A 26,156-nucleotide genomic window follows, 5' to 3' on the forward strand; every position below is an offset into this window, starting at 1 on the left:
GGGGGATGATTGTGGATTTGAATGACGGGATGCCCAGTCTTGCCGGGGGTTTAATGTCTGCGGTTTTTTGTGGTGTCTGGTCTGGCGCCTTCGCGAGCAGGTTCGTTCCCACAGGGATTCGCATTCCAAATGTGGGAGCGAGCCTGCTCGCGAAGAGGCACTTACATTCAATACAACATTTGAGCTGGATTACCCTCGAGCATCGACACTTTCTCCCCCGGCCGCACAACCAGATTACTCAGCGAACGGTCAAACTCCCGCAACGCTGCCAACTGCAATTCCTCCTGCTGATTGATATCCGCGACGATCTCTTCCGAGCGCTTGAAGTCCGCCCACACCGGCGTCAGTTCCCGCGCCTGCGAGCCCTTCGCCGTGCCGATGTAGTTCAATTGCGCATCGTAGAAATCGGCACTGACATCCGCGCGGATATCCGAGCTGCGCGAGGTGATCAGCTGGCTGTGGGTATCGACGATCGCCACCACATCCGGCCTGGCGGCACGCAGGCTTTGCATGTCCGGGTACACCGTCACCGAGCCGAACTGGCGTTGCAGCGAAGCGTTGACCCACTGCACCGCGCGATCCGGGCTGGAACTGGCGACGTAGGCGTCGTGGATCGGCTGCACCAGCAGGCTCTGACCAAAACCGGTGCCGGCCTTCGCCTGGTACTCGCGCAGATATTGGCGATTGGCTTGGGTGCCGGGGCTGTAAATCACTCCCAGCGAGACGCCGGGACCGCTGTTGACCTGAGTACCACTGCTGCGACCGGTCGGGTGCGGCAGCAGCGTGTCGAGGGATGACACGGCTTGCGGAGCAGTGGGAACAGAGCAGGCAGAGAGAATCAAAACGGAGATCGCCAGCAGGGCGGGAAGCGCAGGTTTCATGGTGTTTCTCCCGTGAAACAAGATCTGTCGAGGAGTGTGAACGGGCCGAAGATATCGGCGGATATTCAGGTTAAACCTGCCGGCCTGACCGTTGCCTGAATAACCTTTGCGCGGTTAGTTTTATTGGCTTTAAGCGTTTGCAGGTAATGCCCCAAGGCAATAAAAAAGGCGCAAATGCTCGATTCGCGCCTTTCGTTTATGGCTGGCCGTTCAGCCATCAGTTTTCCAGCGGGATCAGCACCTGCTCATCCGGGGCCAGGACCATGAACACCAGCAACTTGGCCGGCTTGGTCGAACTGGCGTTTTTCGACACTAGATGCTCCGAGCCGGCCGGCTCGTACCAGAACTGGCCCTTCTTGTAAGTGATCGCCTGCTCGCCCTTGACCTGGGAAATCACTTCGCCGTCGAGCACGTAGGCCATCGCCGTGCCTTCGTGTTTGTGCGCGATCGAGGACTGGCCGGGTTGGTAGTCGACTTCGATCATCATGGCTTTCTTGCCGGGGGCGTTTTTCAGCAGTTGTTCCTGCAGGACGGTGATTTTCTCGGACGGATCGTGAGCCATTGCCGAGGCGGAAAGGGTGAAGACAAGGGCGGCGGCGAAGAGGGGCAGGGCTTTCATGGCGGGTTACCTGTGAGGGTTGGGGTGTGCTCACAGTAGGCCGCAATGTCGCCGGTTCAAACGGCCAATATTCGCGAAGATGGGGTGACCAATTGGCCTCGGAAGGATTTCGGTGCGGCGCAAATCGCCTTCGCGAGCAGGCTCGCTCCCACAGTTGATCGCATTTCAATGTGGGAGCGAGCCTGCTCGCGAATGGGGCATATCAGACGATGGGAAAGCTGTTGAAATCCACGCTATTGGCCAGGCGGCTATCGATCAGGTCGATAAACCCCTGTGCCTCGGGCCGGTTGAAATGCGCCTGCATCGCCGCTTCCGACTGCCAGCGCGCGCTGACTGTCCAGCGGTGGCTGTCCTCGGGGCAGCGGTCGACCAGGTAGGAATCGCAGCCCGGGGTTTCGCGCAGGGTGTCGACGATCCTCTGCAATTGCTTGCCAAGCTCTTCCGAGCGGCCCGCAACCGCCTTGACCTCAACCGTGTTGATCACTTCGTTGGACATTGCTCACACTCCTGAATCAGGCCGGACGAATCCTGCTCACTGAGGGATAACGCCTGTGCAGAATAGGCCTGCCGCCGTGAATCACCAATAACCAATCGGCGGTAAAAGCCTTATACCAACGGCTCATGACAGCTGTTCGAGGATGTCGCGCAGCCGATCGAGGGCGATGTCAATGTCGAGTGTTTCGATGGCGCCGAAGCCGAAATACAGGCCTTCTTTCGCCGGCTGCTGATAGTAGAACCCACTGATCGCATACAGGCCGACCTCGACCTTTTTCGCCAGCTCGATGACCAGCGGCAAATCGACCGGCACCTTGCAGAGCACCGCCATGTGAAACCCGGCACTGGCCGGCACGGCTTGCAGCCAGGGCGCAAGGTCCGTCGCCATGCGCTCCAGGATGCGCTCGCGACGTTGCGCGTAGATCGTATGGCAGCGGCGGATGTGCTTGAGCAGGCAACCCTCGGCGATGAACTTGGCCAGCGCCCATTGCGGCAGGGTCGAGGCGTGCAGATCGGTGAGCTGTTTGGCGCGAATCACCGCTTCGATGATCGACGGCGGCAGGATCGCATAGCCCAGGCGTAACTCCGGCAACAGGGTTTTCGAGAAGGTGCCGACGTAGGCGACGATGCCGCGCTGATCGAGGTTGTACAGCGAATCGGTGGGCCGGCCCTCGTAGCGGAATTCACTGTCGTAATCGTCTTCGATGATGATCGCGCCGAGCTCGTGGGCACGGGCGAGCAGGGCCTCGCGGCGCGCCTGACTCATCGCCATGCCCAGCGGAAACTGGTGCGACGGGGTGACGTAAATGAGCCGCGTGCCATCGGGAATGTGCTCGACCTGAATACCCTCGGCATCCACCGGCACCCCGACCACTTCGGCGCCGTGGGTGCCGAACAGCAAGCGCGCGGGCGGATAGCCGGGATCTTCCATGGCCACCAGATCGCCCGGGCGGGTCAGTACGCGGGCAATCAAGTCCAGCGCCTGCTGCGCGCCGTTGCATACGACGATGTCCTCGTCCTGACAATTGATGCCACGAGAAAACGCGATGTGCCGGGCGATCGCATTGCGCAGCGCCGGCAAGCCTTCGGCGACGCTGTAGAAACCTTTCGACTGCGCCATCTGCCGCATCGCGTGGGCGACGCAGCGGCGCCAGTCGTCGTGGGGGAACTGGCCTTTGCTGGTGGCGCCGCCGATGAAGTCGTAGCGCAGCGAACCCTCCAGCGTCGGATGACGGAGGAACACCGGCAGATTGCGCCAGCTCTCGATCACCTCGGCACTGGCCAGCTCGGTGTGGCTCTGCTTGCGCTGCACCTGCGCCGGGCGGGCGTTGACATAGGTGCCTTTGCCGATCACCCCGGTGAGGAAATTTTCGTAGGTCAGCTGCGCATAAGTGTCGGAAATGGTCTTGCGCGAGATGCCCAATTGCTCGGCCAGCAAGCGGCTCGGCGGCAACTGCGTACCCGCCGCCAGTCGCCCGGATTCAATCGCCGCGCGCAACTGCTGATACAACTGACCGGCAAGATCCTTGCGGCCGTTGATCACGACATGAAGTTCCATACCGACGAGGCTCCCGGGTGTTGAGTGAAGTGTCGGTCAGATTAGCGTTGTTGGGCTTTTGGCAGTAGTTGCGTGGAGTAAAAACCGCAAATTGGCGCAAGTCCCTGTGGGAGCGAGCTTGCTCGCGAAAGCGGTGTGTCATTGAACAGATTCGTTGTCTGACACTCCGCTATCGCTGGCAAGCCAGCTCCCACAGTTTTTGCGGCGTGCACAAATCTTGTGAACGACGTTAAACCTTGTGGGAGCTGGCTTGCCAGCGATGGCGGTGGTGCAGTGGATGAATATTTGTCTGGGAAACCGCTTTCGCGAGCAGGCTCGCTCCCACAGGTATTGCGTTTGGCCGAGGTTCAGTGGTGTAGCCGAAATTCGTGGAATTGGGGCTGTAACACAGCCTGCACAGCCCGTACCGTGAACTCATCATTCCGCCTGCCGAGAGCCGCGCCATGTCCCTGCGTCTGGATTACTACAACGCGTCGCCCAAGGCGATGAAAGCGATGCTTGCCATGGAGGCGCTGACCGCCAACCTGGGCATCGAAGCGCCGCTGCTGCAATTGATCCGGATCCGCGCCTCGCAACTCAACGGCTGCGCATTCTGCACCGACATGCACTCGGTGGACGCGCGGCGAGCCGGGGAGAGTGATCGGCGTCTTTACGCGATCGCGGTGTGGCGCGACAGCAACTTCTTCAACCCCCGCGAACGCGCGGCGCTGGCCTGGGCCGAGGCGGTGACGCTGTTGGCCGAAAGCCACGTGCCGGATGAGGTCTACCAGCAGGCGCGCGAGCAATTTGATGAAGGCGAACTGGTGGATTTGACGGTTGCGGTCAGCACCATCAACAGCTGGAATCGCCTGGCCGTCAGCTTCCGCCAGACCCCTAGTGACTGAAAAGCACCCATTCCTGTGGCGAGGGGATTTATCCCCGTTCGGCTGCGCAGCAGACGCCAGAACGGTGAAATCGGTTTATCTGACAGATCAGAGTCAGGCGACTTCGGGGCTGCTGCGCAACCCAACGGGGATAAATCCCCTCGCCACAGGTGCTAAATCCCTCACCGGCCACAGTGCGATTCAATTCGCCGGCCGCTGCGGTTTCACCGAGGTGCCAAACGTATTCCCCATCCGCGTACTGGTCGCGGCCGGGGTCGCCAGCCCGACCTGATTCGGCGCGCGCTTGTGCACCGGCACATTCAACGCTTCCATGTTCTTCTGCGCCGCCGCCGCGCCGTCAGGGTTGTTGCCCATCTGCTGGCTCAGGCAATCGTAATTCGGCGCCTTGTAACCGCCGACCGTGACCTCGACACAACCCAGCGGCTCCTCCGCCTGCGCCGCGCCCACCGTCATCAGCAAGACCCACATCCACCGCGTTTTCATGTCCGCCTCCTGGCCCGCCCGAATGGGCCGCTCTGGGGTTTGAGTCTAGTGCAAGCGCGGCGCAAAACCCGTGATGGTTTTTTTGCACCGCCCGTCATACCAGAGTCATAAATGCCCCGCAGGATAGCGATTTTCAGGGGTGCGCCAGTCGTGCAGCGAGGCAGTTCGCGGATCAGTCTTCAGCGCTCGGCGACGCTTGTGCGCCGCGCGGGTCTGGGCTGGCTGCTCGGTCTGCTGACCTGCGCGGCCAATGCTGATCCGGCAGCGGCGGACATGCGCATGACCTTGCACATCCCGGCGCAGGAACTCGCCCGGGCGCTGGATCAATACAGCCGCGCCACCGGCGTCGCGGTGTTGGTCGACAGCCAGTTGAGCCGGGGCCGTCGCTCCCTCGCCGTGGATGGCGAATTCACCGCCGCCGATGCCTTGCGCCATCTGCTCGGCGGCACCGGGTTGATGGCGCGTTACGCCCGCGCCGACGCGTTCACCTTGCAAGCGGCGCAGGTGGAAGACCTGCCAGTGCCGACGGACAAACCCACGCCGGCTGCTGTCGCGGTCAACCGCAGTTATGCGACGGCGGTGCAAGCGGCGATCGAGCGCAAGCTGTGCCGTTCGCCGCTGACCCGGCCGGGCAGTTATCGCGCGGTGTTGCAGGTGTGGGTCGGGCGCGACGGCGTGGTGCAGCACAACCGGTTGGTCACTTCGACCGGCGATGTACGGCGCGATAACGCGCTGGTGGAAAGTTTTCGCAACCTCACAATCGATCGGCCGACGCCCAGCGCCTTGCGCCAGCCGGTCACGCTGCTGTTGTTACCGGAGTCGTCAGGGAAACGCATGGAATGCACGAGATGGGAAGGAGTTTCCGGGGGATGAAAGACGCCGGACAAAGCACGATGGGCCAGTTGTTCCTCAGCTCCTACGAGGACTTTCGCGTGCGCCTGCGCCGCCGCCTCGGTTCCGAGGACCTGGCCAACGACGTGCTGCACGAAACCTGGCTGCGGGTCGATCGTATGGAGACCCCGCCGAACCTGCTCAAGCCCAACGCCTACCTGTATCGCATGGCGCTGAACATCGCCGCCGACCGCCGTCAGGCCGATGCGCGCCTGCTCACCGGCACCGAAGTCGAGGAACTGCTGCAACTGGGCGACGAAGCCCTCGACCCGGCGCGGGTGGTCGGCGGGCAAAAGGAGATGCAGGCTCTGCTCAGCGCCTTGTACGAACTGCCCGCGCGGCGTCGGCGGATCTTCATCGCCGCGCGCCTGGAAGAAGCGCCGCACCTGGAAATCTCCCAGCGTTTCGGCATTTCCACGCGCATGGTCGAGAAGGAAATCAAAGCCGCGCTGGGCTTCTGCGCAGCGAAACTTGAAAGAAAAGTGTTTCAGCGGTTCGGTCGCGGGGCCGGAAAACCGTCTAGCGAATAGTGACCCGATTAATCCGTTGAGAATTTGCGCGTTTGAACATCTTTCGACTGAAACCTGCCGAGCCATCGGCCGACGAGTTGCTGCACAGCGAAGCCCGCGACTGGCTGATTCTGCTGACCTCGGGCCGCGCCACCGTCGCCGACGCCCGCGCCCTGCGCGAATGGTGCGCGCAAAGCGGCGAACATGCCCAGGCGTTCGAAGAAGCCAAGCGGCTGTGGCATCACCTGCAACCGGCCGCCGAAGCCGTGCAGGGCCGACGCAGCTTCGGTCGACGGGCATTTCTCGGCGGCGCGATTGCCGCGTCCGCCGCATTCCTGCTGGTGCGCGGCACGATTCCCGGTGGCTTCGAAGGGCTGGGCGCCGACTACATCACCGAAGTCGGCCAACAGCGCCGAGTCGAACCGGCGCAAGGCGTCAGCCTCGAACTCAACACCCAGACCCGCATCAACCAGCGCAGCGTCGAGAACGGCGTGCAGGGCTTTGAACTGGTCAGCGGCGAAGTCGAAGTGCAAACCGCACGCCTGCCACTGGCGATGCAGGCCGGAGCAGGGTGGTTGCGCGCCAGTCAGGCCCGCTTCAACCTGCGCAACACCGACCAGCAAGTCTGCGTGACCTGCCTCGACGGCGCGGTCGACGTCGCCATCGACGGCCGCAACCTGCGCCTCGAAGCGGGCCAGCAAGTTACCTACGACGCACGGCAAATCGGCAACGTGCAAACCGTCGACACCGCCGCCGTGATGAACTGGCGCCAGCAAGTGCTGGTGTTCAACGGCGCGACCCTCAGCCAGATGATCGACGAAATCAACCGCTACCGCCCCGGCATGCTCCTGCTGCTCAACCGCGAACTCGGCCAACGCCGCGTCCAGGCCCGCTTCAACCTCGACCAACTCGCCGGCGTCGCCCTGCTGATCCGCGACGCCTACGGCATCAAATGCACCGAACTGCCGGGCGGCGTCGTCGTCCTCAGCTAACTGCCTGCCACACACAGATCCCCTGTGGGAGCGAGCCTGCTCGCGAAAGCGGTTGCCCAACTGACCAATATCCTCCGGTCGCACTCGAACCCTGTGGGAGCTGGCTTGCCAGCGATAACGGCCTAACAGCCAACCAAGCTAAAGCTGACTGCCCCTAATTCAATTGTGGGAGCGAGCCTGCTCGCGAATGCGGTTGCCCAACTGACCAATATCTTCCGGTCGCACTCGATCCCTGTGGGAGCTGGCTTGCCAGCGATGACGGCCTAACAGCCACCCAACCTGCAACTGACTGCCGCCAACCCAACTGTGGGAGCGAGCCTGCTCGCGAAAGCGGTTGCCCAACTGACCAATACCTTCCGGTCGCACTCGATCCCTGTGGGAGCTGGCTTGCCAGCGATGACGGCCTAACAGCCCACCAACCTGCAACTGACCGCCCCCAACCCAATTGTGGGAGCGAGCCTGCTCGCGAAAGCGGTCTACCAGTGGCAACAACATTGACTGACCCACCGCAATGAGCAGGCTCACTCCTACGAAAACTGCGGTGATCCCGGCTATTGCAACAACCCAATCACCTGCCGATACCGCTCAACCCCCTGCGCCGTCTGCCGACTCAAACTAATCTCCAACCCCAACGGATCCTCCCGCCGATTGCCACTCAACTGCCGCCATCCCTTATCCACCTCCCAAACCCGCACCTGCACATCACTCACCTCACTCAACACCGCCACCCCATTCCCAGGCGCCGGCAACGGATAGCGACTGCGCGCCTCAGCCACCGCCCGATACAACGTATCCCCCTTGACCCACCACCGTACCCGCTGCAACGCCCCCGGCTGATCCGCCGCGCTACGAATAATGTCCAGCCGAAACCCCTTGCTTTCACTACTGCGCACAGTCACCGCCGGCGGCGCAATCGGCGCCTCATCCTCAGCCCCGACCTTGCGCGGCTCGCTCAACTCCACCCCGGCGCGCATGTCCACATCCCGCTGCAACTGATTCAACACCCGCAACAACCCGTCGCTCTGCTCACTGCTCGCCTGCAAATGACTGTCCGCCCGCGTCACACTGTCCAGCCCGCGCCAGGCAATCAGACTCACCACCGCCATCAGCAGAATCGCGACCATCACCTCAATCAGAGTGAACCCTTGCTGAGTCTTCATTGAACACTGATCCGCCCACTGCCATCGCGCAGCACACTCAGCCGATTGGCCCCATCCGACAAAACCAGCCGCAACGGCGGATTGATCCACTCGGCATTCAGCACCACCGTCTGCCGAGGCTCCACACGCACCTCGACCTTCGGGCTCTGCCACGCACGCGGCCGCAACTGCGCATCCTCCTTGAACGACTCAAACCCCACGCCATCATCCCCACGCCGACCAAAGCGAAACCCCTTGGCATCCGCCACCCACACAATCGGCCGCCCATCCGCGCGAGCCTCGGCCTGCGCCACCTGCAGCAACTGCGCAACCCGCTCGGCATCCTTGCGCAACAACTGCAACGGATCGGGCCTGATACTCAGGCTGATCGCGGCACTGGCAATCCCGATGATCACCAGCACCACCATCAACTCGATCAACGTAAAACCCTGCTGCCTGCTCATCACCCACGCGCTCCTTGGCGTCCCACCCCATCGTGCCCGGCGAACATGTAAGGCATGTGAAATAAAACGGAGAGAATTGCCGCGTAGTCTGGCAACAGGGACAACAAGGAGCGACAACCCATGAAATTCACCGCACGGATTACCCCGGCGCAAACCGTCCAGGCCCTGGCACTGCTCGCCGCCCTGGTGGGCGTCGCGACGTGGTCGTCGCTGCTGCTGACCTCGGCGGAATCCCACACGCCCGCAGCCGCTCCGCAAGTGCTCGCGGCGAGAAGCGATAGCCCGGCGTTGCAGTGGTTCTCCAATGAGACCGCACCGGTGGACATCAAGGTGAGTGGGGTGATCGCGGGCGGGAGCGGGACGGTAGCGATATTGAGTTTGAATGATGGCGCGCCGAGGAGTTTTTTGGTGGGGGAGAAGATTGGGGGTGGGGTGAAGTTGGTGGGGGTTGAGGGGGATGGGGTGGTGATTGAGCGGGGTGGGGAGAGGGTGAGGTTGGGGGTGGAGAGGTTGGGGGAGGGGGTGGTTTTGCCTAGGTTGGTGAGGCCTTGAATTGAAAGATCGAGTCAGCCATTTTGCTGCTGCCCCTCTTGGCCTGCCCGTTCAAGCGGCTCGACGAGAGAGTAAGGTGAATAAACAAAGCATTTGATTGCTTTCGGCAAGAGCAATCATGTCACGACATACCGCTATCCTACAGAAAAGCAATCTACTCATTGATGGGACCTTGAAGGCAGTCCTACATGCTTTTTAGCAGCCATTTTCTTAGTAGAACATCCTTGAAGGGTTGGAGGAACGCGTAGTGGAAAACTTTAATGTGCGCCAAAAAGCAGGCTACATTTGTAATGAGATAGACGTATTTTTCATTTTCTGTTCGTAGATTACAGGGTAAAGGGGAGAGGGAATGTCGATAAAGACCGGTGAAGCAATAAGTGGGGTTTACAGTGACGCAAATAACTTTCTGATAATTGGCCTGACGGGGCGTACTGGTTCAGGATGCTCTACGGCCGCTAGCAAGCTGGGCGGCACAAGTTTCGAATTTCCTGCGGACGGCTATGAAGGGCTCACGGAGAACGAGTTAAAAAAACATAAAATAATTCATAAGTACTTAAAGAGTAATGACTGAACTTCTTTTTATAAGATTGAGGTGCGATCCTTAATTACATATCACCTATTGCTTTTAGAAAGAGAACCGTTTGTCTCGTACTTAGTAGGGGTCTCGGGTGCAGGCATTAAGCAAGAGTCCGCAGCAGCGATTTATGATGAGTCAAATAAGGTGCGAGAGGAAATTCTCCGGCTTCATTCGTTTAATGGGAAGGTTGATCCTAGCGAGTTAGAGTCATGGATAGATCTTTATTTTTCAACCTTGCCGCGTGTTGCTGAGAGTTTAAGGGAAAGCTTAGGTGGGGCTGGTTTTACCAAGCTTTACCAAAACTCTGGTGACAATATTAGATCCTCAGGTCTTGCAAATAGTAATATCTTTGACGCCGGCAAGATATTTAATTTTCCAAAGCATTTAAATTTTTTGATTAAGCTTGTTCGAAAATCCACAATAGCAAAAGGAGTTCCGTGCAGGGTTGTTATAGATGCGATTAGAAATCCGTATGAGGCATTCTTTTTAAAAAGGAGGTATGCAAACTTCTATCTGATATCCGTGAATACGCCTAATTCGAAAAGATTGAGTAGTTTGCATGAGTATAGAAAGCTTTCAATAAGGGAGATTTCGGATCTCGATAACAAGGAGTATCCTGGAAAACTTTCCGGGGCGAATAAATTTATCGCGCAAAATATTCAGGCTTGTATCGAGATTGCTGATATTCATATTCACAACTCCAAAACTAGCGAGTTCAATCAAAATGACTTGGTGAGTCAGCTAGCATGGTACCTAGCGCTTATGATGCATCCTGGGTTAGTGATGCCGACGTCAGTTGAAAACTGTATGCAAATAGCTTATACGGTCAAGCAAAGCTCTGGCTGTATTTCGCGACAGGTTGGGGCTGTGGTAACAGATACTGGTTACAGTGTAAAAAGTGTCGGCTGGAACAGCACTCCCCAAGGACAAACTCCATGCCTGTTAAGAAGTGCCGAGGACTTACTGAGCGGAATTAATGGTGCCGATTATAGTGAGTATGAAAAAAACGATAATGTGTTCCGCAAAGCTTTAAGTGATAAGTATTTTGATTTGATAAGAACTGGCGCCACTCAAAAACGAAATATCCCGTTTTGCTTCAAAGCGCTACAAAATGAAATTGAGGGTGAAAAGAATCAAGTTCACACGAGATCACTTCATGCAGAAGAAAATGCTTTTTTGCAAATTGCAAAATTTGGTGGGCAAAAACTTATTGGGGGTGTTTTGTTTACTACCGCTAGCCCCTGTGAACTTTGTGCAAAAAAAGCGTATCAACTGGGTGTCACTAAAATAATATACATCGATCCCTATCCAGGCATTGCTACTGATCATATTCTTTCTGTCGGTGCAAAGAAGCCAATACTTGAACTATTTCGAGGAGCAGTAGGGCGTGCTTTTTATCAACTTTATCAGCCTTTGATGCCTTATAAGGATGAGTTGGAGTTGTTGTATGATATTCCTTCTTATCATAACCCTGAGAGTCCATCGAAAAGCTTCCTAATGAATGAGAATGAAAGGTTGCACGCTCAGGTCGATGCTTTAAAAAATGAATTACGCAAATCAAAAGAAAATTAGAAGGTTGGAGCGGATTTGCTCTCTGGAAGCAAATCCAAGACCTTTCGCGTTGGCGTCAATTTATTTGCCGAAAAGTGAACGCCTGTAAATTAATTTGCACATTTTTTATTGTGTTGTCCGTTTTAGAGGCAAAATATTTTTTGAATCCATTCTTCATCCTTTCCAAGTTTGGAGAAAGGGCCATGAATTGAGGCCGCGCAACCTCTTAGCGGAACGTTGCGATCTTTAATGTCTGAAATAATCCAGTCAACATAGATTCTCCATTCGGAAATATCTACGTCTTTAACTTTCCCTATTGCAAGGATTGCCATTTCTGATGATCCTTTCCCTAGTAAGCGTTTGACTGCAATACGATCACCTGTCTTTACGTGCGTAAATCGTTCTTGTTGATTTTTTATGGAGTTTCCTACTCCGGCCTCCTCATTCTCGAATTTATTTGCATCCCAGCAATACCAGTATCCCCGTTGTAAAAATTTAGGTAGGACGTCTTTTGATCCTCCCCATGTAGCACCTACAAGCCAGTAATTTGTCGTCATTTTGTACTCGGATCTAGAGTTTGGGAGGAAATGTGACGTGTTTGGAGATTTTTATACTGAGACTTTTCTATCGGGAACGGAGGCTGAATTGTTGTCTGGTAATATATCAGTCCCCTTGGAGTGCTCTTCTTGTTTGCATAATCTTTAATGTGATGGGCGCGCTTCAGTTCACGCAAGTTAGCGCGTGAACGTTTTTTCATATACAACTCACTACGAATTGTTTTTACTTTACCGCAGAAGCAATCCGCGAAAGCTAAAAGCTAGCAAATAAATCAGAATGGAATATCTGTGTCGAAATTAACTGTACCTACTTTTTTATTTGCCTTGTGGAGCAGCTCCTCATTTTCAAGAAGATAATCTATCCCGTCGGCAGTTATTGAGAATGCATAATATTCAGATCCGTTATACTCTTCGTCGATAGCGATGCTCTTATCTAGAAAGCCTACTCTTTCTAGCTTAATCGCCGCTAAACTCAGTATCCCTTGCTCAACACCTTTCAGGTCGTTGAATGTACTCCATACAGATACGCCATTCGGTGAGCTGGCATAACTTTCAAGAACTTTTGCCAAAAGGCGATGTTCCACGTCACCCAGTTTATAATTGTATCCAGCCTTTCTGCGCGGCTTTTTCTGAATATTTAGATCTTGTGAAAGCAAGCTTAAATTTGCAACTTCCTTCTTGATTAGTACGCACGGGTGATTTACAGCGGCCTCCAAATTTCCATCAGACCTTTCGCCATTGTAATCCGCCGGTGTAAGCCCCAAAAGATCAGTCGGGAAATGCAACTCGGTGTCTCTAGGTTTAACGATGAAGCATCTCTCTTTACCTAGCGTACCGACAAATAGGCCAAGTTCAAAAAGCACATTATCTCGTACGATGTGCTTTTTTTGGTCTCTGATTTCTGCGATATCATCTGGTGTAAAAATGAAAATTGCGAAATCCACGGATTCCGCCATTTTTACCAGAGAGTCAATAGTGTTCTGAGAAAGGTTAAAACCATGCTTCCAAACCGTTACCTCTGCCTGATGATCTAGGTTTACGTTGAACGCATCAGCCACATCCAAGCTCTCTACTGCTGAAGCTATAAATATTCTTGGCTTTCTCATATGACTTCCTTAAAAACTCGACCTAGGCTGACCGCAAATTTTGAGCTAACCAGCAGAAAAAAGCGCAGCTTTAGGGCGTCCAGTGAGCGATTTTTATCCGCATTGTCACACGTTGACCTTGCCAAGAATAAACGCAAGCGCTCCATGAAGTATACATACCGCTAGGTGGGGACCTGGTTTACGCATGGCCTCCACCCTTGACGCTTCGAGCGACCTGGCTAACCAGATTTTTATCAGGCCTTTTAAGTCGAATCCGGTCGATACAGACTACGCACCTCGGCTAGCAATTCGCCGGCCTAAGTGCAGCGCCGCTTAGCCTAGCCCAGCTCTGAGTTGAACGAGAGGCCGTACGTCTTGCTGGACTTTAGGAATTACGCGGCGCTTCTACGATTGCAAGGGTGGCGGTGGCGGAGGGGCTGGCACAAGTCCCATCAGATCAACAATTTGACTTGCGAGATCAGGCTCAACAGCTGTTAGAAACTCGTTCGCTAGCTTCACATAAAAGTCATAAACATCGTCATCGGAAATTATCCACCCCACTTGAGCGTTTTCTAAGGCCGCATTGAAAAGCTTAGTTGCGTCGGACACATCAAAATATCCAAAATATTGGGAAAGTTTAGAGATGGCCATGTGAGTTGTAGAGAAGCTGCCACTTTCTTTTAGGTATTCAATCGCTTCATTTTTCTGATTAATAACAGCTAAATGCTCTGGGCTTTGTAATTGGTCCAGCGCTCTCTGTAGTTCACCAGACGCTGCCAATCCATGCACCGGAGGCGGAGGCGGAGGTGGAACAGGGATTGGGATTGTTGGCGGCGGTGCGTCAAGTTCCACTGGCGGCGGCTCTGGGAGCTCAGGCTGTTGTACTAGTTTTTTATAATGTGCAATCACAGACTTGATATTTGTATAGATATGGAGAGATCCATCTTCTTTTTTCTTTGACCACTCCTCGGCAAGGTAGCGCTTGGCTTTGACTGTCCTTTTGTCTAGGTTTGCGAGAGGTGATGCATAGTCACCGTCCTTAGAGACGATATGTAGATCTCCCGCTGGCACATGCTTAAGTAAAACCTCCCAATTGTATCTGTCGCCAACGCTTTCTCCTTTGCCCGGAGGATTGCCTCGTTGGGAGCGCTCAATCGCAAGTTTAAAGCTGGCATCATCTTCGCCGTATTTTTGTGATTTACTGAAAATTTCGGTTATTTTTTTGTCGACAGGTAAGTCATTCTGCAGTGCTAAACCTGTGGCGTTCGCTATTAAAGTCTTCTTCGCCGACTCTGCAATTTTTATAGCTTCCTGATAATTTCGCGCGACCTCCGTTCCTCGCATGTGGTTTGGAACCGCATTAGGGAACTTGCTACTCTGGAATTCTGTAACAGCACCATGAAGCTTTGACTCTCGGTTTCGCTCAAATTCATTTTCTACCTGTTTTGGAAGATGCAAAACTATCTTGTTCGGACCGATATTCTCTAATAATTCATCTATGACTCCGTCGTCGTCGTCGGGGTAGGTATAGAAATTCAAGAAAATATTTGTATCTATGAACAAATGCATCACAGGCATAAGCAGTCCCTTCGCTTGGAGTATCAGTCGATAGCTTCGATCATTTCACAGCACTTCCCATCTGACTACGGGGTTTAGGCGTTCTGCAGCATACCAACAACGACCGGGTTGTCTCGCTGAACCTCGTCCCGTAGCGCTGGTGGATCATGTTGCCGTTGTGTCCCTAGTGATCCAGCCGTAATCAATCTTCAATATATATACATAGAATCCACACGGCGTGAGCTTGCAGAAGGGCGTACGGTCGAGACCTGAACGTCCGCTTTTGGCTGAAAGCTACCGTCGTTTTCATCCGTTGAAGGTGGCTCAGAAGGTGGGATACGGGATGGATTTATCCGGTGTGTACGTGACGCAATGGCGCCTATAAACACAAATGTTTAAAAAGACATCTCCAAACACTCTCTCAGGCTACACATCCTTGCGCCTTTGCCTACAGCTACGCCAGAATCCGCCGGCTTGTGCGCCTTGGGGGCTGGTTCTATTGTGGTCCGGTCGCTGACAAATCAGCGATCGGGTTTGGTAGCCCGGCTTAGACTTGGCGCATAGCGTCACCCGACACGGGCCTTTTGGGGGCTGTGTATTTATGGTGGCCATGCGCAGGGCGTCTTCGGGCGCGCCGGTTTTCCAAGTCACCGGTCTACCAACCTTCGTATGGCCACCACCCCTTCGTTTGGTAGCGAAAGATGATGGCTCCTTTTCCATGATTTGGAGATTCACTCATGATCAAACCAACCCCCAACCCACCCGAAACCGATCCCACGTCTCCCTATGAATCCCTCGATTCCAACAAGCTCCACGAAGCCGCTGACCGCGCGCTCGATCATTACCTGTCGCCAAACAATCTGCTGCCTCCGCCGCGCAAGGCGCGTGGGATGTATGCGGTGACGGCGGATACCAAGAATGAAGAAATGCTGGCTGATGCGAGTGAAACGCTTGCTTCGGCGAAGACGATTGCTCAGGACATTTCCAGTTTGCTGTCAGCGCCGCAGCGTCGGGCGTTGTTGGGCGTTGCTCAACTGATCATGTTGGGGGAGCTGGCGGTGAATCGGGTTATGGATAATTTGGAGGTGGCGGGGTGATGTCGTTGGCCTTGATCCGGCGCTGGGCCTTGGGATTTTAGGTGCGGCAGAAGAGGCCCTCACCCCAGCCCTCTCCCGGAGGGAGAGGGGGCCGACCGAGGTGTCTTGCGTTGTGCATCGACCTGGACGAGCGTGTTGATTATGGATTTTTGATGCTTATGCACCGCGGCAGAAGAGCCCCTCACCCCAGCCCTCTCCCGGAGGGAGAGGGGGCCGACCGAGGTGTCTTGCGTTTTACATCGACCTGAGCGACCGCGTTGATTATGGATTCAGAGCGAGACGTTCAGGTCGGCGTATCTCTGGAACATCCCCGTATCGGTTCCCTCTCCCTCGGGAGAGGGCTAGGGTGAGGGGCTTCCTGGCCGTGACAACAGGGTCTCCAGTCTGGCCAACGGCGGCGCATCCTGATTGCGGTCGAATACTTGGATTCCAATCCTGAGCAACCGTCCATTCTCTGCGCTGGCGATCACCTGTTCACAGCGCAACATAAGTCGCCCTTGATCACATTCAACAGCCTTCATCCCATTCGGTAATCGCCCCTCCAGGCGCAGCTCAGCCATCCGGCTCTGCGCGGCAATCATCGCCACCGACCGATCCCTTAAAACCCCACTGCTCTGAGTCATCAACCCCGCCACTCGCACGGCGGCGGACATGGCGACGGCGATGATTGCCAGTGCCACCAGCACTTCAATCAGGGTGAATCCTTTCTCTCTCGAACACCCGCGCATACATGGCCCAAAAGCAAAATCCAGCCCTCGACGCTAACCCCCGTCCTTGACGGCTTGACGACGGAAACACCCGAGGATTTTCAACATCCCTGACATATCTTCTTGCAACACTGCGCGTCGAATTCGGATCAAGCCAGGGAATGTCGAGATGGATATCGCACCTTTGAACACGCTCAGTCAGTCGCCGCGTATGTCGCACAAGCTACGTAGCCAGCAGGGTTTTACCTTGATCGAGATCATGGTGGTGGTGGTGATTCTGGGGATTCTGGCGGCGATGGTGGTGCCCAAGGTGCTCGACCGGCCGGATCAGGCGCGGGCGACGGCGGCGAAGCAGGATATTGGTGGGTTGATGCAGGCGTTGAAGTTGTATCGCCTCGATCACGGCACGTATCCGAGCATGAATCAGGGGTTGAAGGTGTTGGTCGAGCGGCCGGCGGATGCGAAGAACAGCAACTGGCGTTCGTACCTGGAGCGTTTGCCGAATGACCCATGGGGCCGGCCTTATCAGTACCTCAACCCAGGCGCGAACGGTGAGGTCGATATCTTTTCCCTCGGCGCCGATGGCCAGCCGGACGGCGATGGCGTGAATGCCGATATCGGTTCCTGGCAGTTGTAAGGCCGGCCGTGAACACAGGTTCGCTCAACGGGGCGAAGCAACAGGGCATGGCGATTATCAGCGCGTTGTTGATCGCGGCGGTGGTGGCGGTGATTGCGGCGGGGATGTTGACGCGTCAGAGCGTGGCAACCCGGGCGCTGGAGGCCGATCAGCAGCGGGTGCAGGGGCGTTGGGTCGCGCAGGGTGGTCTGGAGATCAGCCGGCAGTTGCTGTGGGATGCGCGCCTGCGTGATCCGTTGACCCGGCGCGATCAGCCTTGGGCGCAGCCGTTGCTGGCGGCGGGTTTTGCCGGGCGGCTGGAGGACGAACAGGGCAAGTTCAATCTGCGCAATCTGGTCGTCAACGAGCGCATCGATGAGGCGCAAGTGCAGGCGTTCGAGCGCTTGTGCGAGCTGATCGGTGTGAGCGCCGTTGTCGGCCAGCGCATCCGTCAGCGGGTGATTGATGGTTATCCGCATTTGCTGAATGCGCAGATTGGTGCGACGGCCAAAGCGGGTTTCGACAGTGGCCGCGCGACTTCGCCCGATGCCGATCACAAACCGCCACCGCCGAAGGTGCCGATGCTGCGCACGCTGGATGATTTGCGCAGCGTCGAAGGCGTGACCGATGCACTGGTCGGCCAACTGGCGCCGTACGTGACGGTGATTCCGGCGACGACGTGGATCAACGGCAACACCGCGACGGCGCAGGTGCTGGCGGCGTATGTGCCGGGGCTTTCGCTGGAGCGGGCGACGGCGTTGATTGCCGAGCGTGACGCCGGGCGCTGGTTTATCAATCGCGGCGATTTCGTGAACCGCTTGCGCATGCCGCAGCTGGAAATGAGCAGCGTCAAGGTCGGTATCACCAGTGACTGGTTTCGTTTGCGCGGTGAAGCGCGGCGTGATCAGCGCCGGGTCAGCCTCGACGCGTTGCTGCATCGCAGTGAGGATCGGCTGCCGCAGGTGATCTGGTCGCGGGTGGGCGCATGAGTCAGTTGCGCGTCGCGTTGCCGCCGCTGGCGGAGCTGGAGTTGCACAGCGAAGTGAGCTGCGCCTGGCTGGATAGTCAGGGGCAGGTCAGTCGTGAGGAACGACTGACTTTGAGTCAGTTGGGGCAACGGCCGAAGCAACCACCGCTGCTGTGCTTTCTGCACCCGGCCGACAGCCTGCTCGCCAGCATTGATCTGCCGCCGCTGCCCACGAACAAAACGGCGGCCGCTGTGCAGTGTGCGGCGCAGGCGTTGATGCTCGGTGACAGCAGCCAAATGCATATCGGCCACAGTCCTCGTGATGCGAGTGGGCAGGTGCAAATCGCCTGGGTGGCGCGGCAGCACTTGCAGCGTCTAGCTGCGGTACTCAAGCAGGCGGGGTTGACGCTGCGCGGTTTGTATCCGGCGCCGTACAGCCTGCCAGTGCTGCCGGGGGTTGTCGCTTGTGTGGCGGAAGGGCATTTGCTCCGGCGCGAGAGTTTGAACAGTGCGCAGGTTGAGCCGTTGCTCGGTGACGAAGTTGATGAGGCATCGTTCGCAGCTGACGCGACACAGCGCTGGATCGGTCCTTTGCCCGGTTGGGGTTTGCACGGTGGTCTGCAACAAACCGGCGGCGAGCAACGTGGCTGGGGACGCGCTGTCGGGTGTGTGGCTTTGGCCGTGGCGGTTTGGGTGATTGGTCTGAATCTGTATGCCGCCCGCGAAGCGCGACAGGGCCAGCAGCTCAAAGCGCAAATGAGTCAGCGGGTGAAGCAGGCGTTCCCGGAATTGCCGGTTATTCTCAACCCGCTGCAACAGGCGCGTCAGCAACTCGAGCAACGGCAAAAAGGCGCGGTCGATGACCCGGCGCAAAACTTCAATCGACTGGTGTTGCAGGCCGGCACCGGCATGCCGTTCATGGCTGGCAGTGTCGAGCGTCTGACCTATCGCGACGGCGTCTTGCAGCTGGCGCTGCTCAGCGATGCAAACCGTGGCGGTAGCGACAAGGACTGGCAAAGCACCTTGGCCCAGGCCGGCATCAGCGTCACTGCCGATGACGCAGGCTGGACCTTGCGCCCGAGCGATGAATCCAGCGCAAACACCAACGAAGACGACGACAGCGGAGCAGACGATGAGTAGGGCGACGCTGGCGATTTACCGTGGACGCTGGCAGCGCTTCAGCAGCCAGTTGCAGGCGCGTTGGCAGCCGTTGGCGTTGCGTGAGAAACGCATGGTCGCCGGCATGGCGCTGGTGCTTGTCGGTCTGTTGATCTGGCTGACGCTGGTCAAGCCGCCATTGGCCAGGATCGCTTTCTGGCAGAGCGAAACGCCCAAGTTGCGCGCGCAAACCGAGGCGCTGGAAGTGCTGTTGCGCAGCGTCAACGTGCGGCCGCAGGGGCAAAGCGTTGACCAGTCGCTGGAGCAAAGTCTGCAAGCGGCGGGGCTGGCCGGGCATTACCAATTACAAGCGGCGGAGGGCAGCGCGTGGCAGTTGAATGTCGACGCCGCGCCGGCCGATGCGCTGCTCGACTGGCTGCTCAGCCAGCCGTCGCAACTTTCTCTGCAGGTGGTCGAGGCGCAGTTGCAGCGCGCAAGCGCGGCCTCGACCGAAGTCACTGCCGGCACATTGTCAGGCACCGTTCGCATGGATCAGGCGCAGGGCGCTAAGGAAGCTTCATGAAGGAGTCACGCTGCAAAGTGGCACGTCTGGCGCTGCCGTTGTTGCTGATGGCATTGAGCGCGTGCAACAGCACCACGGCGCCGCAGCATCAGCCGCCGCTGTTGGTCGACAGCGAACTCGGCCGGCCGCTGGCCAACACCCAGCGCAGCGGCGATGCGGTGGCCGATCGCGAACGGGCGCAGGCTCAGGCGCGGCCGGTGCCCAAGCAGTTGCATAACATCAGTCAGCGTGGGCGCAGTGGTGCTGCGCCGAGCAACACGGTTGCGCGCAATCCGTTGGGCGAGCAACCGGTGACGCTCAATTTTGTCGAGGCGGATATTCAGGCGGTGGTGCGGGCGCTGTCGCGGGCCACCGGGCAGCAGTTTCTCGTCGATCCACGGGTCAAGGGCAATCTGACCTTGGTCTCGGAAGGTCAGGTGCCAGCCCGCCAGGCTTACGACATGCTGCTCGCGGCGTTGCGCATGCAAGGCTTCAGCGTGGTCGATGTCGGCGGCGTGGCGCAGGTGGTTCCCGAGGCCGACGCGAAACTGCTCGGCGGGCCGATCTACAGCGCGGATAAACCGGGCGGCAACGGCATGCTCACGCGCACGTTTCGCCTGCAATACGAAAACGCGGTCAACCTGATCCCGGTGCTGCGCCCGATTGTCTCGCCGAACAATCCGATCAATGCCTACCCCGGCAATAACACCGTGGTCATCACCGATTACGCCGAGAACCTCACCCGCGTTGCGCAGCTGATCGAGAGCATCGACACGCCGAGCGCGATCGACACCGATGTGGTGCAGATCCAGAACGGCATCGCTGCCGATATCGCGCCGATGGTGGCCGACTTGCTCGACGCGCCGGGCAATGATCCGACGCAGAAAATCGCCGTGATTGGCGACCCACGTTCCAATACCATCATCATCCGCGCCGGCAGCCCCGAGCGCACCGAGCTGGCGCGCAACCTGATCTACAAACTCGACAACGCGCAGAGCAATCCGAGCAATCTGCACGTGGTTTATCTGCGCAATGCCCAAGCGGCGAAACTCGCCCAAGCCTTGCGCGGTTTGCTCACCGGCGAGAGTGACAGCGGCAGCAGCGACGCGGCGCGGTCGGTGCTCAGCGCGATGGGCAGCAGCACCGGCGGCAATGCCGGGCAGAACGGCCAGAGCAGCACGCCGAGCACTGGCACTTCAACGACGACTGGCAGCGGCGCAAGCGGCGGCAGTTATGCTCAGGGCAGTGGCGGCGGCAGCAGCAGTGGCGGTACGCAAAGCAGCGAACAGAACGTTGCCTTCAGCGCCGGCGGGGTGACGATTCAGGCCGATGCCACCACCAACACGCTGCTGATTTCCGCACCGGAACCGCTGTATCGCAATCTGCGTGAGGTTATCGATCTGCTGGATCAGCGCCGTGCGCAGGTGGTGATCGAGAGTCTGATCGTCGAGGTCGGCGAGGACGATGCCAGTGAATTCGGTGTGCAATGGCAGACCGGCAATCTCGGCGGCAAGGGCGTGATCGGTGGCGCCAATCTGGGTGGCGCGGGTCTCAACACGGGGGCCAAGAACAGCATCGACGTGCTGCCGCAGGGTTTGAATCTTGGCTATGTCAACGGCACGGTCGACATCCCCGGCATCGGCAAGATTCTCGACCTGAAAGTGCTGGCCCGGGCGTTGAAGAGTAAGGGCGGCACCAACGTGCTGTCGACGCCGAACCTGCTGACGCTGGACAACGAAGCGGCGAGCATTTTTGTCGGCCAGACCATCCCGTTTGTCAGTGGTAGCTACGTCACTGGCGGCGGGGGCACCAGCAACAACCCGTTCCAGACCGTGACCCGCGAAGAGGTCGGCCTCAAGCTCAACGTGCGACCGCAGATTTCCGAGGGTGGCACGGTGAAGCTGGATATCTATCAGGAAGTCAGCAGCATCGATGAGCGCGCGTCCAACAGCGTGACCGCCGCCGGCATCGTTACCAACAAGCGCGCGATCGACACCAGCATTCTGCTCGACGATGGGCAGATCATGGTCCTCGGTGGTTTGCTTCAGGACGGCTACAGCCAGAGCAATGATGCCGTGCCATGGCTGGGCAGCCTGCCGGGCATCGGCGCGCTGTTTCGCAACGAACGCCGGGCGATCACCAAGACCAACCTGATGGTGTTCCTGCGCCCGTACATCATCCGCGACAGCGAAGCGGGGCGCAGCATCACACTCAACCGCTACGACTTCATGCGCCGCGCCCAGGGCGGCTTGCAACCGGAACGCAGCTGGGCGATGCCCGACATGCAGGCGCCGCAATTGCCAAGCGCCGCGCAAGGCGTGCCAGCGCCGGGGCCGACATCAGGCCCACGCGCCACGATCAAAGCCGTACCGATTGAAGGGAGCACCCGGTTTTGACTGCAATGATGATTGTGGCGAGGGGATTCATCCCCGCTCGGCTGCGTAGCAGTCGTAAAACCGGTACACGGGATTTGCCTGTAGAAACCGGTTCTCAAGGTTTGGGTCTGCTGCGCAGCCCAGCGGGGATAAATCCCCTCGCCACAGGGGTTTCCATTGCCACAGGGGATCCCATTGCCACGGCACTGATCGAAGGGAGCACCCGGTTTTGACTGAGATGATGACTGTGGCGAGGGGATTCATCCCCGCTCGGCTGCGAAGCAGTCGTAAACCGGGCACACGCGATTTGCCTGTAGAAACCGGTTCTCAAGGTTTGGGTCTGCTGCGCAGCCCAACGGGGATAAATCCCCTCGCCACAGGGGATCTCATTTCCACCGAGGATCCCATTCCCACGGTACCGATTGAAGGGAGCACCCGGTTTTGACGGGAATGATTATTGTGGCGAGGGGATTCATCCCCGCTCGGCTGCGCAGCAGTCGTAAAACCGGTACACGGGATTTGCCTGGAGAAACCGGTTCTCAAGGTTTGGGTCTGCTGCGCAGCCCAACGGGGATAAATCCCCTCGCCACGGGGGATCCCATTGCCACTGAGGATTCCATTGCCACTGGGGATCTCATTGCCACGGTACCCATTGAAGGGAGCACTCGGTTTTGAATGGAATGATGATTGTGGCGAGGGGATTCATCCCCGCTCGGCTGCGCAGCAGTCGTGAAACCGGTACACGCGATTTGCCTGGAGAAACCGGTTCTAAAAGATTGGGTCTGCTTCGCAGCCCAACGGGGATAAATCCCCTCGCCACAGGGGATCGCATTGCCACAGAGGATCTCATTGCCACAAGGGATCTCATTACCACAAGGGCTCCCATTGCCACGGTCGATTGCGGGGAGGATGGGCGATGAGTGCATTGCCGTACGCCTGGGCCAAGGCGCAGCGCATTCTTTTGCGCGATGGCGTGCTGACGGTGTGCCCGTCAACGCCCGGCTGGTCGATCAGCGAAGTGCGTCGGCAGTTCGGTGCGACGCGGCTGGAGCGTGTGCGCGATGACGAGCTCGACGGTTTGCTCGCCAGCGCTTACGCCGACACCGGTAGTGCGGCGGCGGTGGTGGGTGCGGCGGAAAACGAGGTCGACCTCGATCGACTGATGCAGGACATGCCGGAAATCACCGACCTGCTCGACACCCAGGACGGCGCGCCGGTGATTCGCATGATCAACGCCTTGCTCACCCAGGCCGCGCGCGATGAGGCCAGCGACATTCACATCGAGCCGTTCGAAACCCATTCGGTGGTGCGCTACCGCGTCGACGGCACCCTGCGCGATGTGGTCTCGCCGCGCAAGGCGTTGCACGGTGCGCTGGTGTCGCGGATCAAGATCATGGCCCAGCTCGACATCGCCGAAAAACGCTTGCCGCAGGACGGTCGTATCGCCTTGCGCGTAGCGGGGCGGCCGATCGATATTCGTGTATCGACGGTGCCCACCGGCCACGGCGAACGAGTGGTGATGCGCCTGCTCGACAAACAGGCCGGGCGCTTGCATCTGGAAACCCTCGGCATGGATGCACAGGTGCTGGCCAAACTCGATCATTTGATCCGCCAGCCCCACGGCATCGTCCTGGTCACCGGGCCGACCGGCAGCGGCAAGACCACCAGCCTCTACGCGGCGTTGGCGCGACTGGATGCGAGCACCAGCAACATCCTCACCGTGGAAGATCCGGTGGAATACGACCTGCCGGGGATCAGCCAGATTCAGGTCAACGCCAAGATCGACATGACCTTTGCCCTCGCGCTGCGGGCGATTCTGCGGCAGGACCCGGACATCATCATGATCGGCGAAATCCGCGATCTCGAGACCGCACAAATCGCCGTGCAGGCCTCGCTCACCGGGCACTTGGTGCTGGCGACGCTGCACACCAACGACGCGGTGTCGGCGGTCAATCGCCTGATCGACATGGGCGTCGAACCGTTCTTGCTCGCGTCATCCATGCTCGGCGTCCTCGCGCAACGTCTGGTGCGGCGCCTGTGCAACCAATGCAAACAGGAAGACCCGGCCACGCCCGGCACCTGGCGTCCGGTCGGCTGCGCAGCGTGCAATCACGCCGGTTACAGCGGCCGCACCGGCATCCACGAATTGTTCTGCATCGACGACAACATCCGCACGCTGATCCACCAAGGGGCAGGGGAGCAGGCCTTGCGCGCGGCGGCGTCGAAAGCAGGGATGTTCAGCCTGCGTGAGGACGGTGAGCGCTGGATTCGCAGCGGTGCCACCGCGCCGGAAGAAATCCTTCGTGTGACACGGGACGCCTGATGAATCGCTATCGCTTTGAAGCGGCGGATGCCACCGGGAAAATCGAGTCCGGACACCTTGAGGCGGACAGCCAGAGCGCGGCGTTGAGTGCCTTGCGCGGACGTGGATTGACAGCGCTGTCGGTGCACGAGGAAAGCAACGTCGCCCGACACGGTGGCGGCGGTTTGTTCAGCGCCAGACTCTCCGACAACGACCTCGCCTGGGCCACGCGGCAACTGGCGAGCCTGCTCGGCGCCAGTCTGCCATTGGAAGCAGCACTGAGCGCCACAGTCGAGCAGGCCGAGAAAAAGCATATCGCCCAGACCCTGAGCGCCGTGCGCGCTGATGTGCGCAGCGGCATGCGTCTGGCGGAATCGCTGGCGTCGCGGCCACGGGATTTTCCCGAGATTTACCGCGCGCTGATTGCCGCTGGCGAAGAGTCCGGCGATCTCGCCCAGGTGATGGAACGGCTGGCCGATTACATCGAGGAACGCAACAACCTGCGCGGCAAGATTCTCACTGCGTTCATCTATCCCGGCGTGGTCGGGCTGGTGTCGATCGGCATTGTGATTTTCCTGCTCAGTTACGTGGTGCCGCAGGTGGTCAGCGCGTTCTCTCAAGCGCGGCAGGATTTGCCGGGGCTGACGCTGGCGATGCTCACCGCCAGTGATTTCATTCGTGCGTGGGGCTGGTTGTGTGCGGCGCTGATGGCCGGGGCGTTCTGGAGCTGGCGTTTGTATTTGCGCAATCCGGCGGCGCGCTTGAGCTGGCATCACCGGGTGCTGAAGTTGCCGCTGTTCGGGCGTTTCATTCTCGGCCTGAACACCGCGCGCTTCGCGTCCACGCTGGCGATCCTCGGCGGTGCCGGCGTGCCGTTGTTGCGTGCATTGGAAGCGGCGCGGCAGACATTGTCCAACGACCGCTTGAGCCTGAGCGTCAGCGAGGCCACGGCGAAGGTGCGCGAAGGCGTCAACCTCGCCGCCGCGCTGCGCGTGGAGAATGTGTTCCCGCCGGTGCTGATTCACCTGATCGCCAGCGGCGAGAAAACCGGCTCGCTGCCACCGATGCTCGAGCGCGCGGCACAGACGCTTTCCCGGGACATTGAACGGCGAGCGATGGGCATGACCGCGTTGCTCGAGCCGCTGATGATTGTGGTGATGGGCGGGGTGGTGCTGGTGATTGTGATGGCGGTGTTGTTGCCGATTATTGAGATCAATCAGTTGGTGCAGTAGCCCGGTTTGATGTTGGCCGGGCTGGCCTCTTCGCGAGCAGGCTCGCTCCCACAGGGGAACGCATTTCAACCGTGGGAGCGAGCCTGCTCGCGAAAGCGCCAGTCCCGACAACACAAAACTCAAATATTTTGCACCGGCCTGACCCTCACCCGAGTCCCGATCCCATCATCCTCGGGTTCTCCATTCTGTCATCTGCAACCACCCGCCAACGGCTCCAGCCCGATTCAGTCAAACCCCCGATCCAGACGCACCGCAACCCACCGCAAACACCCGAGAAATCCCCACAAAAATCCCCCCGCAGCTCCCGAGGTTTTTTCCTTTATCTGTCACCGGAAGCTGCGAATTTCTCCCTGCGGCTCCACTGCGGTGGACCCTCCCGGTGTCATGCAAGCCTTCCGAAACCTGT

General features: G+C 58.3%; 25 protein-coding genes. 14 read left to right on the forward strand and 11 right to left on the reverse strand.

The features are described from left to right. Positions 1-167 precede the first annotated feature (167 nt). The 4 genes from KVG85_RS05600 to pdxR form a co-directional block, all read right to left on the reverse strand. Complete coding sequence (locus KVG85_RS05600) at positions 168-881, reverse strand: ATPase (RefSeq protein ID WP_217863212.1); 714 nt, start codon at positions 879-881, stop codon at positions 168-170. Between the two features lie 217 nt (positions 882-1,098). Then, positions 1,099-1,500, reverse strand: a complete 402-nt coding sequence (locus tag KVG85_RS05605) for a cupin domain-containing protein (RefSeq protein WP_217863213.1) — start codon at positions 1,498-1,500, stop codon at positions 1,099-1,101. A 202-nt stretch (positions 1,501-1,702) separates the two neighbouring features. Further along, positions 1,703-1,996, reverse strand: coding sequence for a putative quinol monooxygenase (locus KVG85_RS05610; protein ID WP_217863214.1), 294 nt, complete (start codon positions 1,994-1,996; stop codon positions 1,703-1,705). Between the two features lie 123 nt (positions 1,997-2,119). Continuing rightward, positions 2,120-3,553, reverse strand: a complete 1,434-nt coding sequence (pdxR, locus tag KVG85_RS05615; RefSeq protein WP_217863215.1) for a MocR-like pyridoxine biosynthesis transcription factor PdxR — start codon at positions 3,551-3,553, stop codon at positions 2,120-2,122. A gap of 443 nt (positions 3,554-3,996) precedes the next feature. Between pdxR and KVG85_RS05620 the strand changes: the two genes are divergently transcribed. Further along, positions 3,997-4,437 carry a carboxymuconolactone decarboxylase family protein gene (locus KVG85_RS05620; RefSeq protein WP_217863216.1) on the forward strand — a complete coding sequence of 147 codons (441 nt, stop codon included), beginning with the start codon at positions 3,997-3,999 and terminating at the stop codon, positions 4,435-4,437. Positions 4,438-4,617: 180 nt separating this feature from the next. Here the strand turns inward: KVG85_RS05620 and KVG85_RS05625 are convergent, their stop codons facing one another. Further along, entirely contained in the window at positions 4,618-4,920 is a 303-nt protein-coding gene (locus KVG85_RS05625; protein ID WP_041480100.1) for a hypothetical protein, read from the reverse strand. 150 nt (positions 4,921-5,070) lie between these two features. Between KVG85_RS05625 and KVG85_RS05630 the strand changes: the two genes are divergently transcribed. Genes KVG85_RS05630 through KVG85_RS05640 form a run of 3 tightly spaced genes read left to right on the forward strand, consistent with a single transcriptional unit; the run spans position 5,071 to position 7,312 of the window. Then, positions 5,071-5,793: a secretin and TonB N-terminal domain-containing protein gene (locus KVG85_RS05630; RefSeq protein WP_071172670.1), complete on the forward strand. Its 723-nt coding sequence runs from the start codon at positions 5,071-5,073 to the stop codon at positions 5,791-5,793. After that, positions 5,790-6,341 carry an RNA polymerase sigma factor gene (locus KVG85_RS05635; RefSeq protein ID WP_041480103.1) on the forward strand — a complete coding sequence of 184 codons (552 nt, stop codon included), beginning with the start codon at positions 5,790-5,792 and terminating at the stop codon, positions 6,339-6,341. Before KVG85_RS05630 ends, KVG85_RS05635 begins: the two co-directional genes overlap by 4 nt. Before the next feature lie 32 nt (positions 6,342-6,373). After that, positions 6,374-7,312, forward strand: a complete 939-nt coding sequence (locus KVG85_RS05640) for a FecR family protein (RefSeq protein WP_225926634.1) — start codon at positions 6,374-6,376, stop codon at positions 7,310-7,312. Between the two features lie 551 nt (positions 7,313-7,863). On the opposite strand, the gene KVG85_RS05645 is transcribed toward KVG85_RS05640, so the two are convergent. Both KVG85_RS05645 and KVG85_RS05650 read right to left on the reverse strand, forming a co-directional pair. Then, complete coding sequence (locus KVG85_RS05645; protein WP_217863217.1) at positions 7,864-8,472, reverse strand: type II secretion system protein GspJ; 609 nt, start codon at positions 8,470-8,472, stop codon at positions 7,864-7,866. Beyond that, entirely contained in the window at positions 8,469-8,915 is a 447-nt protein-coding gene (locus tag KVG85_RS05650; RefSeq protein ID WP_217863218.1) for a GspH/FimT family pseudopilin, read from the reverse strand. The genes KVG85_RS05645 and KVG85_RS05650 overlap by 4 nt, the downstream gene beginning before the upstream one ends. Positions 8,916-9,035: 120 nt before the next feature. Here KVG85_RS05650 and KVG85_RS05655 point away from each other — a divergent pair, with 120 nt between their 5' ends. Then, positions 9,036-9,467 carry a type II secretion system protein N gene (locus KVG85_RS05655; protein ID WP_217863219.1) on the forward strand — a complete coding sequence of 144 codons (432 nt, stop codon included), beginning with the start codon at positions 9,036-9,038 and terminating at the stop codon, positions 9,465-9,467. A gap of 592 nt (positions 9,468-10,059) precedes the next feature. Then, positions 10,060-11,616 carry a hypothetical protein gene (locus tag KVG85_RS26120; protein WP_367615307.1) on the forward strand — a complete coding sequence of 519 codons (1,557 nt, stop codon included), beginning with the start codon at positions 10,060-10,062 and terminating at the stop codon, positions 11,614-11,616. 122 nt (positions 11,617-11,738) lie between these two features. On the opposite strand, the gene KVG85_RS05665 is transcribed toward KVG85_RS26120, so the two are convergent. From KVG85_RS05665 to KVG85_RS05675, 3 genes are all read right to left on the reverse strand, one after another. Continuing rightward, complete coding sequence (locus tag KVG85_RS05665; RefSeq protein WP_123442311.1) at positions 11,739-12,152, reverse strand: glycyl-tRNA synthetase subunit alpha; 414 nt, start codon at positions 12,150-12,152, stop codon at positions 11,739-11,741. Between the two features lie 272 nt (positions 12,153-12,424). Then, positions 12,425-13,258 carry a TIR domain-containing protein gene (locus KVG85_RS05670; protein WP_123442312.1) on the reverse strand — a complete coding sequence of 278 codons (834 nt, stop codon included), beginning with the start codon at positions 13,256-13,258 and terminating at the stop codon, positions 12,425-12,427. Positions 13,259-13,642: 384 nt separating this feature from the next. Further along, the gene (locus KVG85_RS05675) at positions 13,643-14,815 is read right to left on the reverse strand and encodes a PIN domain-containing protein (RefSeq protein ID WP_225926635.1); all 1,173 of its coding nucleotides are present in this window, start codon (positions 14,813-14,815) and stop codon (positions 13,643-13,645) included. A gap of 716 nt (positions 14,816-15,531) precedes the next feature. Between KVG85_RS05675 and KVG85_RS05680 the strand changes: the two genes are divergently transcribed. Beyond that, positions 15,532-15,891 carry a DUF6124 family protein gene (locus tag KVG85_RS05680; protein ID WP_217863220.1) on the forward strand — a complete coding sequence of 120 codons (360 nt, stop codon included), beginning with the start codon at positions 15,532-15,534 and terminating at the stop codon, positions 15,889-15,891. 341 nt (positions 15,892-16,232) lie between these two features. Here the strand turns inward: KVG85_RS05680 and gspI are convergent, their stop codons facing one another. After that, complete coding sequence (gene gspI, locus KVG85_RS05685; RefSeq protein WP_217863221.1) at positions 16,233-16,619, reverse strand: type II secretion system minor pseudopilin GspI; 387 nt, start codon at positions 16,617-16,619, stop codon at positions 16,233-16,235. A gap of 190 nt (positions 16,620-16,809) precedes the next feature. On the opposite strand from gspI, the gene gspG reads away from it, so the two are divergent. From gspG to gspF, 7 genes are all read left to right on the forward strand, one after another. Next, positions 16,810-17,235 carry a type II secretion system major pseudopilin GspG gene (gene gspG, locus KVG85_RS05690; protein ID WP_217864936.1) on the forward strand — a complete coding sequence of 142 codons (426 nt, stop codon included), beginning with the start codon at positions 16,810-16,812 and terminating at the stop codon, positions 17,233-17,235. A 47-nt stretch (positions 17,236-17,282) separates the two neighbouring features. Beyond that, a complete protein-coding gene (gene gspK / locus KVG85_RS05695) occupies positions 17,283-18,203 on the forward strand; it encodes a type II secretion system minor pseudopilin GspK (protein ID WP_217863222.1) in 921 nt (306 codons plus the stop codon). Beyond that, positions 18,200-19,321, forward strand: a complete 1,122-nt coding sequence (gspL, locus tag KVG85_RS05700; RefSeq protein ID WP_217863223.1) for a type II secretion system protein GspL — start codon at positions 18,200-18,202, stop codon at positions 19,319-19,321. The genes gspK and gspL overlap by 4 nt, the downstream gene beginning before the upstream one ends. Then, the gene (gene gspM / locus KVG85_RS05705; RefSeq protein WP_217863224.1) at positions 19,314-19,862 is read left to right on the forward strand and encodes a type II secretion system protein GspM; all 549 of its coding nucleotides are present in this window, start codon (positions 19,314-19,316) and stop codon (positions 19,860-19,862) included. The genes gspL and gspM overlap by 8 nt, the downstream gene beginning before the upstream one ends. Then, positions 19,859-22,237 carry a type II secretion system secretin GspD gene (gene gspD / locus KVG85_RS05710; protein ID WP_217863225.1) on the forward strand — a complete coding sequence of 793 codons (2,379 nt, stop codon included), beginning with the start codon at positions 19,859-19,861 and terminating at the stop codon, positions 22,235-22,237. Before gspM ends, gspD begins: the two co-directional genes overlap by 4 nt. Positions 22,238-23,132: 895 nt before the next feature. Continuing rightward, positions 23,133-24,539 carry a type II secretion system ATPase GspE gene (gene gspE / locus KVG85_RS05715; RefSeq protein WP_217863226.1) on the forward strand — a complete coding sequence of 469 codons (1,407 nt, stop codon included), beginning with the start codon at positions 23,133-23,135 and terminating at the stop codon, positions 24,537-24,539. Then, the gene (gene gspF, locus KVG85_RS05720; protein WP_217863227.1) at positions 24,539-25,750 is read left to right on the forward strand and encodes a type II secretion system inner membrane protein GspF; all 1,212 of its coding nucleotides are present in this window, start codon (positions 24,539-24,541) and stop codon (positions 25,748-25,750) included. The genes gspE and gspF overlap by 1 nt, the downstream gene beginning before the upstream one ends. Positions 25,751-26,156 lie beyond the last annotated feature (406 nt).

It is taken from the genome of Pseudomonas triticicola, assembly GCF_019145375.1.
In the GTDB taxonomy this organism is placed as follows: Bacteria; Pseudomonadota; Gammaproteobacteria; order Pseudomonadales; family Pseudomonadaceae; genus Aquipseudomonas; species Aquipseudomonas triticicola.